Source organism: Coleofasciculus sp. H7-2 (assembly GCF_042747725.1).
Classification (GTDB): domain Bacteria; phylum Cyanobacteriota; class Cyanobacteriia; order Cyanobacteriales; family FACHB-T130; genus FACHB-T130.
Map to the genome: position 1 here is coordinate 107,764 of NZ_JBHZGO010000098.1, position 12,925 is coordinate 120,688.

The 12,925-nt window shown below is 47.3% G+C and carries 7 protein-coding genes and 1 pseudogene; 4 read left to right on the forward strand and 4 right to left on the reverse strand.

Annotated features, from left to right (window positions below; genetic code table 11):
• Nucleotides 1–24 precede the first annotated feature (24 nt).
• From ACFW2W_RS19575 to ACFW2W_RS19585, 3 genes are all read left to right on the forward strand, one after another.
• Entirely contained in the window at nt 25–1,002 is a 978-nt protein-coding gene (locus tag ACFW2W_RS19575; protein WP_378181931.1) for an NAD-dependent epimerase/dehydratase family protein, read from the forward strand.
• A 270-nt stretch (nt 1,003–1,272) separates the two neighbouring features.
• Nucleotides 1,273–2,859, forward strand: a complete 1,587-nt coding sequence (locus tag ACFW2W_RS19580) for a B12-binding domain-containing radical SAM protein (RefSeq protein WP_378181934.1) — start codon at nt 1,273–1,275, stop codon at nt 2,857–2,859.
• A 90-nt stretch (nt 2,860–2,949) separates the two neighbouring features.
• A complete protein-coding gene (locus ACFW2W_RS19585; RefSeq protein WP_378181937.1) occupies nt 2,950–4,539 on the forward strand; it encodes a B12-binding domain-containing radical SAM protein in 1,590 nt (529 codons plus the stop codon).
• 111 nt (nt 4,540–4,650) lie between these two features.
• Here the strand turns inward: ACFW2W_RS19585 and ACFW2W_RS19590 are convergent, their stop codons facing one another.
• The 4 genes from ACFW2W_RS19590 to ACFW2W_RS19605 all read right to left on the reverse strand — a co-directional run bounded on the left by ACFW2W_RS19590 (nt 4,651) and on the right by ACFW2W_RS19605 (nt 12,461).
• Nucleotides 4,651–5,490, reverse strand: a complete 840-nt coding sequence (locus tag ACFW2W_RS19590) for a DUF1838 family protein (protein WP_378181940.1) — start codon at nt 5,488–5,490, stop codon at nt 4,651–4,653.
• A gap of 47 nt (nt 5,491–5,537) precedes the next feature.
• Nucleotides 5,538–7,466, reverse strand: a complete 1,929-nt coding sequence (locus tag ACFW2W_RS19595) for an ABC transporter ATP-binding protein (RefSeq protein WP_378181943.1) — start codon at nt 7,464–7,466, stop codon at nt 5,538–5,540.
• Between the two features lie 92 nt (nt 7,467–7,558).
• Nucleotides 7,559–8,521, reverse strand: a complete 963-nt coding sequence (locus tag ACFW2W_RS19600) for a type IV pilin-like G/H family protein (RefSeq protein ID WP_378181946.1) — start codon at nt 8,519–8,521, stop codon at nt 7,559–7,561.
• 343 nt (nt 8,522–8,864) lie between these two features.
• The gene (locus tag ACFW2W_RS19605) at nt 8,865–12,461 is read right to left on the reverse strand and encodes a DNA gyrase subunit B (RefSeq protein ID WP_378181965.1); all 3,597 of its coding nucleotides are present in this window, start codon (nt 12,459–12,461) and stop codon (nt 8,865–8,867) included.
• A 166-nt stretch (nt 12,462–12,627) separates the two neighbouring features.
• On the opposite strand from ACFW2W_RS19605, the pseudogene ACFW2W_RS19610 reads away from it, so the two are divergent.
• Nucleotides 12,628–12,925, forward strand: a pseudogene (locus ACFW2W_RS19610) (hypothetical protein); the annotation flags it as partial.

Genomic DNA, 12,925 nt, shown 5'->3' on the forward strand with positions numbered 1-12,925 from the left:
ACTAAGGACGAATGACCAACCCTTATGAACCCCAAGCGGATTTTGGTAACTGGTGCGAGTGGCTGCATTGGTCACTACATTAGCGAAAGCCTGATTCAAGAAACCGAACACGAGTTGTATCTGCTAGTCAGAAACCCAGACAAAATAGGATTTGACTATCAATCTCGACCGGGCATCACCATTGTGAAAGCTGATCTGCGAGACATTGAACGAGTGGGAAATCTACTCAAGACAATGGATATCGCTATTCTAGCCGCAACCGCTTGGGGCGGCTCCCAAGCGGTGTTTGACGTGAATGTCATCAAAACCATTCGGTTGCTAAACTTGCTCGATCCCTCAGTGTGCAAGCAAGTAATTTACTTTTCTACCGCCAGTATCCTCGGTCGCAACAACGAATTATTAAAAGAAGCGGGAGAACTAGGAACAGACTACATTCGTTCTAAGTATGACTGCTTGCAGCGCTTATCGAAATTAGCGATCGCACCCCGCATCATCACCCTTTTTCCCACCTTGGTCCTCGGAGGAGATGCCAATAAACCATACTCCCATCTCTCTTCAGGATTGCCAGGAGTAGCAAAGTGGATTGACCTGATTCGCTTTTTCAAAGCCGACGGCAGTTTCCACTTCATGCACGGGCGAGATATTGCCCAAGTGGTACGATCCTTGATCGAGCATCCCCCCGACCCCTCGGAACCTCGACAGCTGGTTTTGGGTCAAGCACCCATGACGGTCAACGAAGCCGTAGAAGAAGTTTGTACTTATTTGGACAAAAAAATTTATTTTCGCGTGCCCCTATCTCCCTGGCTAGCTGATTTCTTCATCCTCTTGTTCCGAATTCAGATGGCACCTTGGGATCGGTTCTGCTTGCGCTACCGTCATTTTACCTACCAAGATCCCGTCAACCCCGCTACCCTTGGTCTGCCGAATTACTGCGCCACATTCAGCGATGTGCTGAAAATAAGCGGGGTTCACAGAAAACAGCTTACAGCTAAGAACGAGTAGACATTAGATTTAAAAGAAGGTTGTTTTAACGCAAAGGTACGCAGAGGTTAGCGCTCTCGTTACGCCAAGGAGGTTAGAGGCTTTCTTCAGAAGAGTTTTTTATAGATATCAAGACAGCTTGCTTATTCTCTGCCTCTCTTTGCGTCACCCTTGGCGTAACGAGAGCGTTAAAAAAGCTATATTAACCAAAGCTTGCCGGATTCAGCTAGGCTCGTGTGTTATGTATTAGCTAATAGTTTAAATTTCAAAAGGTGTGAGGTTTTAGATTCAATGAAAGTTTTATTACTTTATCCCCTGTTTCCCAAAACTTTTTGGTCTTTTGAGAAAGTCCTGGAATTAGTTAATCGCAAGGTTTTATTGCCGCCGCTGGGTTTAGTAACAGTTGCCGCAATTTTGCCTCAAGAATGGGAATTCAAGCTGGTGGATCGAAACGTTCGCCCCGTCACAGAAGACGAGTGGGAGTGGGCAGATTTGGTCATTCTCTCCGCGATGATTGTCCAGAAAGAGGATTTAGTTGACCAAATTCGAGAAGCCAAGCGGCGCGGTAAAGCGGTTGCTGTAGGTGGTCCTTATCCGACTTCTGTGCCTGATGAAGCCACCAATGCCGGTGCAGATTATCTGATTTTGGATGAAGGGGAAATCACCCTGCCGATGTTCATGGAAGCGATCGCGCGAGGTGACAAGGGTGGGATTTTCCGATCGGACGGGGAAAAACCTGATGTGACGACAACTCCCGTTCCCCGTTTCGATTTGCTGGAGTTTGATGCTTACGATACGATGTCGGTGCAGTTTTCGCGGGGTTGTCCTTTCCAGTGCGAATTTTGCGACATTATTGTTTTGTATGGTCGCAAACCCCGGACGAAGGCACCGGAACAGCTATTAGCCGAGTTGGAGTGTCTCTATAAATTGGGGTGGCGTCGCAGCGTGTTCATGGTGGATGATAACTTCATCGGCAATAAGCGCAATGTTAAGTTATTTCTCAAAGAATTAAAAACCTGGCAAGCGGAACACCAGTATCGCTTCAGCTTTAACACTGAAGCCTCGGTTGACTTGGCGCAAGACCAAGAACTGATGGATTTAATGGTGGAGTGCAATTTTAATGCGGTGTTTCTGGGGATTGAAACGCCGGATGAAGCCAGTTTGCAGATGACTAAGAAGTTTCAAAATAACCGAACTTCGCTCGTTGACTCGGTACAAACCATCACGCGGGCGGGCTTGCGGGTGATGGCTGGGTTTATCATTGGCTTTGATGGAGAAAAATCAGGCGCAGGCGATCGCATTGTCCGGTTTGCCGAACAAACTGCGATTCCGACTACCATTTTCGGAATGTTGCAAGCTTTACCCCACACTGCCCTCTGGTTCCGCCTAGAAAAAGAGGGGCGATTGCTGGATAGCTCATCGGGCAACCAGTTCAATGTGATGAATTTTATCCCTACCCGACCCGTAGAAGAGATTACCAGGGAATACATCAACGCCTTCTGGGAGTTGTACGATGCTGAAAAGTTTTTGGATCGGACTTACCGCCATTTTCTAATGCTGGGCGCACCGAAAGTAAAGGTTCCGTTTCAAATGCCTGGTCTGATGGAGTTGAAGGCTTTGGCAATTGTGGTGTGGCGACAAGGCTTCAAACGCCACACTCGCTGGAAGTTCTGGCACCACCTGTTTAGTATCTTCAAACGCAACCCTGGTGTTTGGGATCATTACCTCACCGTCTGTGCCCACAACGAGCATTTTCTCGAATATCGCCAGATTGTCCGCGACCAAATTGAGGTGCAGTTAGCTGAATATCTAGCACAACAATCGAAACAGAAAGCTAAAGTTTCCTCTGTGAAAAGCAGTGTCGGAGCGAGTGCGTGATATCAAGTGGGTAATGGGTGATGGGTAATTTTTTACCCATTCCCCATTACCTATCATCAATTACCAATTAAGCGTGAGGATTGACATTTCATGCGAGTTTTACTTCTATATCCGCTATTTCCTAAAAGTTTTTGGTCTTTTGAGAAAACTTTGGCTTTGTTAAATCGTAAGGCAATGTTACCGCCTTTGGGTTTAGTGACGGTTGCCGCAATTTTGCCCCAAGAGTGGGAGTTTAAGCTAGTAGATCGAAATGTTACCCAAATAACTGAAGCTGAATGGGCGTGGGCAGATATAGTAATTCTTTCGGCGATGATTGTCCAGAAAGAAGATTTGCTAGATCAAATCAAAGAAGCAAAGCAAAGGGGTAAGTTAGTTGCAGTCGGTGGCCCTTATCCCACTGCTTTACCTCAAGAAGTACAATCAGTAGGCGCAGATTATTTGATTTTGGATGAAGGGGAAATCACCCTGCCGATGTTTGTGGAGGCGGTGCAACGTGGCGAAACTTCGGGAACTTTTCGGTCGGGAGGAGAGAAGCCGGATGTTAGTTTCACACCAGTTCCCCGTTTTGATTTACTAGATTTTGATGCCTATTCGGAAATGTCTGTGCAGTTTTCGCGGGGATGTCCATTTCAATGCGAATTCTGCGACATTATTGTCCTTTACGGGCGCAAACCGCGCACGAAAACGCCATCCCAATTACTAACAGAATTAGAACGCCTTTATGAGTTGGGTTGGCGACGCAGCATTTTTATGGTAGATGACAATTTTATTGGGAATAAGCGGAATGTAAAGTTATTCCTGAAAGAGTTGCAACCGTGGATGGTGGAACACCAGTATCCTTTCTCTTTTGCTACGGAAGCATCAGTGGATTTGGCAAAAGATCAAGAATTGATGGATATGATGGTTCAGTGTAATTTTGGGGCGGTGTTCTTAGGAATTGAAACACCCGATGAGGAGAGTTTAGCACTGACTCAGAAGTTTCAAAATACGCGAGATTCTTTGAGTGATTCCGTTCAGGCGATCGCGCGATCGGGATTGCGGGTGATGGCTGGGTTTATCGTAGGCTTTGATGGAGAAAAACCCGGTGCAGGCGATCGCATTGTCCAGTTTGTCGAGAAAACGGCAATTCCCACCGCTGTATTTAGTATGTTGCAAGCTTTACCCGATACAGCCCTTTGGCATCGGTTAAAGAAAGAAGGACGGATGCGAGGCGAATCCGGTAACCTCAATCAAACTACATTGATGAACTTTGTGCCCACACGTCCCCTAGAAGAGATTGCCCGCGAATACATCGATGCATTTTGGACATTGTACGATCCGGAGCGTTTTCTAGACCGCACTTACCGTCACTTTCGCATATTAGGAGAAGCAACGTATCCGAATAAGGGCAAACGTGCGAAGAAGAAAATAGATTTGGTTGTGATTCGAGCATTATTAATCATTTGTTGGCGACAAGGTGTGCTTCGTAAAACTCGCTGGCAGTTTTGGCGCAACTTGTTTAGTATGTATCGGCACAATCGAGGTGGAATCAGCAGTTATTTAGCAGTTTGCGCTCAAATCGAGCATTTTGTAGAGTATCGCCAGATTGTCAAGGAGCAAATCGAGGCGCAGTTGGCAGAGTTTATGGCAGAAGACGCGATCCAACAGCCACAAGAGGTGAAAACCCCAGTGAATGCGTAGGACGGATACCGACGCCCTTTTGTAAGGCTACACATCAGATCCTCGAAACCCCCTTTTTAAGTCAGTATCTTAAAAAAAGGGGGTTTCGAGAATTAAGAGGAAAAATTGACTTTATTCAATACAAGGCTCATCTATAATCGGGGCTGGTAGTGGAAATTCCTCTCCTCGCAGGTAGGCGTCAAATTGTTCGTCAAAACGGCTCCAACTGGTGGCAATCGAACGCTGGATTCTACAGGTTGGAGCTTCGCGGAATAAAGGCATCCGATGTTCGATTTGTTCTTTGAGCGCTAAAGGTATCTCTTCAAATACATCAGTTTTGGTACCAGTGTAATTTAAGACTAAAAAGCCGGGTTTTCCCTTCATTTTCATCCACGGTTCCCACGGCCCCATGCGATAATAAGAAAGTGTGACAGCGCGATTGTCGCTGGCGCTGAGGGGTTCATCAGATAGCATTTTTGTCGGAAAAATGAATTTGTAGGAATCCGACGATTGGACATATTTTTCTGGCGAATAATCTGCAAACTTGGGGTTAGTTGCTAACGGGTTAGGCAGTTTCATATTGAAATCTAATGAAACTGAGGAGATTGCTGGAGTTATTTGAGCGTCTATCTGTTGCGGAATCTGGAACTCCTGGTAGTCATAAGAACGGTGCATAATATTCAGCGTTTCACCTGACCAGGGATTTTTCCAACTTTTTAGAATTTCTCCTGTTTTGGGATCGAGATAGAGTGTAATTTTACGACTTACAAGCGTCCAGCGGGATGTTGAATTATCTTGAATGCAGCGCGAGATATCAACGCCCAGGAAATCAAACAGATGAACAGGTTCATCATTATCTATAGGATGAGCATACATAGCACCCGTAGCCGGAAAATAGTGAGTTTTACTGTCACTGCTACAGCGTACCTTGACAAACTGCTCATCGGTAATTGTTGATTTCTTTAAAGTCATATTTTGTACCTTTTCTCCAAACTATAGATTCAGCCAAGTATGAATACTTAGCTAACGATTTCTCGCCCTCCTGTTGATATCTTGATTCGGTCTTGCTGACGCTGCTGAATCTGTTCTAGACTGCCGGTAGGAATGGCGGCAATTAACTGGCGAGTGTATTCTTGCTTCGGTTCGCGGTAGAGATTTTCAGCGGAGCCAATTTCTTCGATTTTGCCCCGATTCATGACCATGATGCGATCGCTCATAAATTTCACCACACTCAAGTCATGGGAAATAAAGATGTAAGTTAAGCCAAATTCGTTTTGTACTTCTTTGAGCAAATTCAGCACTTGCGCCTGTACGGAGACATCTAGCGCCGAAACAGATTCGTCGCAGATGATGAATTTGGGATTGAGTGCCAAAGCACGAGCAATACAAACCCGCTGGCGCTGTCCGCCAGAAAACTCGTGAGGATAGCGATTCATCCAGGCAGGATTTAAGCCTACACGCTCTAAGAGATAGGATGCGCGATCGCGTCGTTCCTTCGGATTCTTACCATAGTGATGAATTTGTAGCGGTTCCATCACCGCATCTCCAATTTTTAGACGCGGATCGAGAGAACTAAAGGGATTTTGGAAGACAATTTGCATCTCCCGTCGCAATTGCCGCATTCGCCGATTACTGACATTCGTAATATCTTCCCCTTCAAACTCGATCTGACCGCTCGTCGGTTCGATCAAGCGCAGGATGGTACGAGCTAAGGTACTTTTGCCACAGCCGGATTCTCCCACTAATCCCAGCGTTTCACCAGGATAAACATCAAATGAGATGCCATTCACCGCCATCAAATAGCGTTTGGTTTGACCAAACATTCCCTGGATTGGGAAGCCAACTTGGAGATCGCGGACAGATAGTAGAGCCTTTTGAGTTGTAGAGATGCGATCTATCGCTTCTGAGTTTTGAGTTAAATCCAGAATTTCTTCTGACTCCTGACTCTTGATTCCTGTTTTTTCTCGAATTTCGATTTCGCCGCTGGGTGTTTTCACCACTTCCATAAAGTCAGCGACAGTAGGCAGGTATTTCAACCGGCGGGTGAGGCTGGGGCGACAGGCTAACAAACCTTTGGTATAAGGATGTTGAGGGTTAGAAAAAATTTGCTCGACCGAGCCGTATTCGACAATTTTGCCTTGATACATCACGGCGACAACGTCGGCAATTTCAGCAATCACCCCCAAGTCGTGACCGATAAACATCATCGACATCCCACGGGCGTCCCGTAACTCCCGCAACAGATCCAAAATCGTCGCTTGTACCGTTACATCCAAGGCGGTCGTCGGTTCGTCAGCAATCAACACCGTTGGATTGCAGGAAATTGCCATTGCAATCATCATCCGCTGCAATTGCCCGCCGGAGAGTTCGTGGGGGTAGCGCTCCAGCATTGCCAATTTTTGCTGATTGATCTGCCGATTAATTTCCGCAACGCTATCTCTTCTGGCTTCCGGTCTTTCTTCTAGATAGCGTTGCCGCATCTCTTCGTCGTTAGCGAGGAGTTTGACTTCTTGGAGACGAGCGATCGCTTGCCGCCTCGCCTCGGCAGGTGTTACATTTTGATGCTGACGGATTGCCTCGACTAACTGAAACCCACACGTAAAAACTGGGTTTAAGGAACTCATCGGTTCCTGGAAAATCATGGAAATCTGACCACCCCGATATTTCCGCAGCTCCTCTGCACTCAGATCCCGCAGATTTACTAAAGATCCGCCCCGTTCTTGTGAGTTTTGAAACCAAATTTCACCACCGCTAATCTTCCCCGGACTTGGCACCAAACCGATGACGGCGAGGGAAGTCACCGATTTACCCGATCCCGACTCTCCCACAATGCCCAAAGTCTGCCCGCGACTCAGTTTGAAGGAAATACCATCAACTGCCAGAATTTGCTTTTCATCAGTTAAAAATTGAACTTGCAGGTTGCGGATGTCTAAAACGGTGTCACTCATGGCAGTCAAAGCGAGAAATTTAACTGTATCTTAACAATCGATGCGATGAGGGAATCAATCGGGTTGTTGATAGATGCGACATTGGCAGTCGATTACTGTAACAGACGCGAACCAGATGGACATTGAACTGCTGATGAGCCACTCTGAGGCGGTTTCGGCATCGCTGGAGGTGAGGTTGAGGGGCGCTGGGTTTCGCAAACCGCTGCGAGGGTGGTGGCTTCACCGTTCCTTTTTGTGGCAAACACAGCGCCCGTGTAGCTATGAATCTCAGCATTCTTGGCTTGGGCGGCGATCATCACGCTTTGGGCGTCATTTCCTGGTGACACCAGCCGATAGTTGTAATATACGCTGGCTGGCTCGCCTCCCAGACCTAAATCTTCGGTTTTTGTGGCAAATTTACCTTTTTGCTGATAATAAGCCTGCTGCGCTTTGTTGACCATAGCGATATACAGTTTGGCTTCTGTTTGCGGTTTTGGGAGCTGCGAATCGTCGGGCATCTGACTCTGTGCATTTTCCAGCTCAATTACTTTGGCATTTTGGGGCAATGTTGCGGTATCGGAAATTTTCTTGAATACCGTTGCCTTGGGGCTAAAAGCACTTGGTCTGGGTTGTCCAACTTGCCGTCCCTGTAATTCCAGGCGTAGTTTACCGCGATCGATAAACTCAAAAATGCTCAGGATGCTGTCTTTTTTGCTAAAAACTAGGTCAAGTTGCCCCGGTTTAGTCGTGGGATTGACTTGGTACTTAATTCCGATGGCAACCTGAGTCCCATCGGGTGCTGGAAACACCATGAATAATTTTCCCTCTGGCGCAAATACATACGTGACCAGCTTCCCCGATGTGGGGTCTTTGGCTTGCCATTGCCCTACAAATTGCTGGGTGGCTGTGGTCGTTGCTGGTGCGGGTTTGGCTGGAGTCGCTGCTGGGGGCATTTTGGCTGGGGTACTTGCCGATGTCACCAGGATGCTGTTGATTGCGATTAATAAGGTGGATACAATCAACTTGCTATTAACAGGGAGTTTAGCTTTGGAAAGGTTGATGATAAAGTGATTCATTATTTTTTAGTGTTCGCTCGATATTTCTTTTCCAAATTTTGATGATTTTTCCGTGAAATGTCGAAGATTAAATTAGTAAGACATGAAATTGCAAATATAGTTTCCCTCAAGTTATAACATAACCAAGCTATATCCCTTTGCGGGCTTCGAGCTGAGTGTAAAAAATAGCGATCGCGTTCTCTTGGCGCAGTATTGATAGGGAATCTGGTGCAACTGCCTTAAAAGACAAAAGTATGGTTAAGTTCTCAATTAACCATACTTTTGTAAGAATGCAACCTTTGTACTAATTATTTTTACATTAGTTGCCAAATTTTTGGGTGTTCAATCATTTCAACCGGAAAATCTAGATATCTAGATCGTTGAGGTTGAGGCGAGGACCGTAGGTTTCGATAAATTCGCGGCGGGGTGCGACGCGATCGCCCATTAAGATGGTAAAGATACGATCGGCTTCAGCCGCGTCTTCAATTTCCACCCGTTTCAGGGTGCGAGTTTCCGGGTTCATCGTAGTATCCCACAACTGTTGCGGCATCATTTCACCCAAGCCTTTGAATCGCTGGATGGTGTAATTAGCATTGGCGGGGAACTCGTTTTGCACCAGGTTGTGGAGTTCGCGATCGCTATAGCAATAGTAATGATTGCGTCCCCGCTCTACCTTATAGAGTGGAGGACAAGCGATATAAATGTAACCCTGCTCAATTAGCGCCCGTTGATAGCGATAGAAGAACGTCAACAACAGCGTCCGAATGTGCGCCCCATCTACGTCAGCATCAGTATTATGAGCGCACAAACCCCCAGTTCCACAGACGAAGTTTTCGTCATCATGAACCGAGAAATCGTAAACGTAATCGCCAACTAATTCTATTTCCTCAGCACTAATTACCCGCAACCCCATCAAATCATCGCTAATTGGCACAAAATCTTGAGCCTTGCGAGATTCACCTACTAGATGCGCCTCCAGCTTATGTGCATTAGCATGACGTTGCCAAATCTGGCGACAGCCGGTAAGTTGTTGTTTGCTACAAATCGCAATGGTGTAATAAGAATGTCGCGTTTGAATTGGTGCATCAGGATGTGTTGACGGCTGATGATGAGTGTTAGTGGCAATAATGCCCAACTGTCCCAACAGATATAACAGTCCATCCTTTAATTCCTGAGAATTTGTGGTAAAGGATAGGTTGCATCCACCTGTCGTCCCATCACCCAAGAAATAGCCTTCCAGAAAAGCCAGTTGGTGTTCCTCAGAAACACTAAATAGAATATCTGGCAACTTCTTCTGATGCGCTAGCTTTGCTAAACCCCAAGCTTGCAACAATCGCGCAGCGGCGACACTGTTGAAGTAGAGTTTAATCCCATCGCTGTCAGGATCGTTATACTGACGCGGTGTTTCGCCAAATACCGCAACAATCGCTGCTTTAAGTTCTGGGATAAACCGCTCATCCTTCTTGCCCAAATTCAGGCTAACCTGATGTTGACTCAGAGTTCCTTCCGCAACGTACCAGCCCAAAAACCACATCAACTCGCGGGTAATTGGTAAATAACGCGGCATAGCCTTTTCGCCGTGCGCTTGCGGGACAATCTGCACATCTGCCCCTAGTTGTGCAATTTCGCTAGATGTAAACTCGTCTAACGCTTTGTAACAACTAACCTCGCGCCACCGCGCATTCTTGCTGGTATCGTCTTGGGCAAGTCGCTCATCAATCTTAGATGGCAGCTGCTCATATATAATGTTCTCGTTTCCGCCAATCGTTTCCAGATAGGTGAGGAATTGAGACAAAATCGGTCGGTTGATACCGCGTTCCCAGTGACTAATAGTAATTGGCTGCTTAACACCGCAAGCTGTGGCAACTTTTTTCTGACTTAATCCTGCTGTCTGACGCGATTTAATCAGCTGTTGCCATCCGGCTACATCCAACATAATTCGCGGTTCCTTCCACAAATCCTGCCGTTCTACCTTTGCCAACACGCGCCCACTAGCAACTCGCCGCACGTCTTCGCCTTTGACATACAGCGCCTTGGTTAATTCGGTACGGTAGAAAGTTTCTAGCAAATCAATCTGCGTCAGGCTGTTAGCTGGACGCGGTAAACGCCGACTAGCAACCAAGATATCGCCTGGTTTTACTTCGCTGCCTTTTTTGAGAACAACTTGTCCATTTTCAAAGACAAAGACGCTGTGGGAGGATGTCACCTTGACCGAACGGTTGTAGCGCGTTGTAATTTTATACATCGGCTCCTCATGACCGTGCCGAATCACCGCTTTGAGAGGTCGAAAGCGCGTGGCGTGGGTAACTTGGTCAAAAGACATTACCTGATATTGGTCAACGGCGCGACGACCTTCAACGCAGTCATCAATAAACCGACCAATTGAGACGAACTCTGTACGTCCACTATTGTCCATTACCAGGGTTGGTTCATCGCCAGCTACGCTCATAATCACGATGCAGTGATAGCGCAGCTGGGAAGCATCGAACTCCTCACCCTTGACACCCAATCCCAGTGCAGTAATTAGCGCCTGGATTTCGGTGTTTTTGTAGATTTTGGCATCGTCGGTTTTCTCAATGTTGAGAATTTTACCGCGCAATGGGAGGATAGCTTGGTTGCGTCTGTCGCGTCCTTGTTTGGCACTTCCACCGGCTGAGTCGCCTTCGACGATATAAATCTCAGATTCTGAGGGATCTCGCGTACTGCAATCGGCTAATTTACCCGGTAAAGGGGAAGATTCCAGAACTGATTTGCGGCGCACTAATTCTCGTGCGTGACGCGCTGCTTCTGCGGCTTTGAAAGCTTGAATCGCTTTTTCCAGAATCGCATCGCCAATATTAGGGCGAAACTCTAAATATTCAGTCAGAACTTCGCCGACAAGAGAATCAACGATTCCCCGAACTTCGGTGTTACCCAGCTTGGTTTTAGTTTGTCCTTCAAATTCCGGATCGGGAACTTTGACGGAGATAACGCCAGTTAAACCTTCGCGGACATTCTCACCGCCGAGGTTCGGTTCATTTTCTTTGATTTTATTGCGCTTGCGAGCGATCGCATTCAACGTCCGCGTCAGCACCGCCTTCAACCCTTCCAGGTGAGTACCGCCGTCAACTGTGCGAATATTATTTGCAAACCCCAGCAGCGTGTCTGTATAAGCATCCACGCACCACTGCAACGCCACTTCTACCTGCACATTGTTGCGTTCGCCTGATACATAGATAATTTCTTCGTGGAGAGCCTGCTTATCGCTATTCATATAAGCGATATACTCTTTAATACCTCCCTCGTAACAGTAGGTTTCTACTCTTGGCTCCCCACCCTTAACCAATTCCAGGCGGTTGTCAGTAAACGTGATTTTGACACCCGCATTTAAGTACGCAAGCTCCCGCAGACGACTCGCCAAAGTGGTGTAATCAAACTCAATGCCAGTCGTGGAAAAAATCTGCAAATCTGGCTTGAAACTAATCGACGTGCCTGTCCTCGTTTCTTGAATTGGCTTTGCCTTCAGTTCCGTGACGGGAATACCCCGCTCAAAACGCTGCGTATGCTCCCGCTTCTCGCGCCAAACGGTCACTTCCACCCACTCAGACAAGGCATTCACTACGGAGATTCCGACACCGTGCAAACCACCAGAAACCTTGTAACCGCCGCCGCCAAACTTCCCTCCGGCGTGCAGCACCGTCATCACCGTTTCCAAAGCTGATTTGCCAGTAGTAGGATGAGTATCTGTAGGAATCCCGCGCCCATCGTCTGTCACCGTCACCGAACCATCGGCGTTTATGTCTATCTCTACATGGGTGCAATAGCCAGCCAGAGCCTCATCAACAGAGTTGTCCACCACCTCGTAAACTAGATGGTGGAGTCCCCTAGGGCCAGTCGAACCGATGTACATCCCCGGTCTTTTCCGGACTGGTTCAAGACCTTCTAGAACTTGAATCTGATCGGCACTGTAACTGCTCGTCATGAATAAGAATTCTCCAATAATGGCTTGGAAGCCCACCGGGACTTCAAAAACGTAAAAACACTCCAAAATTGTAGCACAAAAGGTTCCGGGGCGACCCCAGGGCAAGTTCAAGAGATATTTGTTTAGGGGATGTACCTAGTGAAAGGTAACAAAACAGGAAAGCACAGTGGCACAAGCGAACGGCAGAGGGGAGAAAGAGACAGAGGAAGCAGCGGAAAATTACCTCAACCCTCAGCCCTCAACCCTCAGTCCTCAACCCTCAGTCCTCAACCCTCAGTCCTCAACCCTCAGTCCTCAGCCCTCAACCCTCAACCCTCAGTCCTCAACCCTCAGTCCTCAACCCTCAGTCCTCAGCCCTCAATCCTCAGCCCTCAACCCTCAGTCCTCAGTCCTCAACCCTCAACCCTCAACCCTCAACCCTCAGTCCTCAACCCTCAACCCTCAACCCTCAATACACCCCCGCC

Coding starts and splice junctions, on each gene's coding strand:
- ACFW2W_RS19595 (WP_378181943.1), bottom strand. CDS start 7,466: ATGAGTGACACCGTTTTAGACATCCGCAACCTGCAAGTTCAATTTTTA.
- ACFW2W_RS19605 (WP_378181965.1), bottom strand. CDS start 12,461: ATGACGAGCAGTTACAGTGCCGATCAGATTCAAGTTCTAGAAGGTCTT.
- ACFW2W_RS19600 (WP_378181946.1), bottom strand. CDS start 8,521: ATGAATCACTTTATCATCAACCTTTCCAAAGCTAAACTCCCTGTTAAT.
- ACFW2W_RS19590 (WP_378181940.1), bottom strand. CDS start 5,490: ATGACTTTAAAGAAATCAACAATTACCGATGAGCAGTTTGTCAAGGTA.
- ACFW2W_RS19580 (WP_378181934.1), top strand. CDS start 1,273: ATGAAAGTTTTATTACTTTATCCCCTGTTTCCCAAAACTTTTTGGTCT.
- ACFW2W_RS19575 (WP_378181931.1), top strand. CDS start 25: ATGAACCCCAAGCGGATTTTGGTAACTGGTGCGAGTGGCTGCATTGGT.
- ACFW2W_RS19585 (WP_378181937.1), top strand. CDS start 2,950: ATGCGAGTTTTACTTCTATATCCGCTATTTCCTAAAAGTTTTTGGTCT.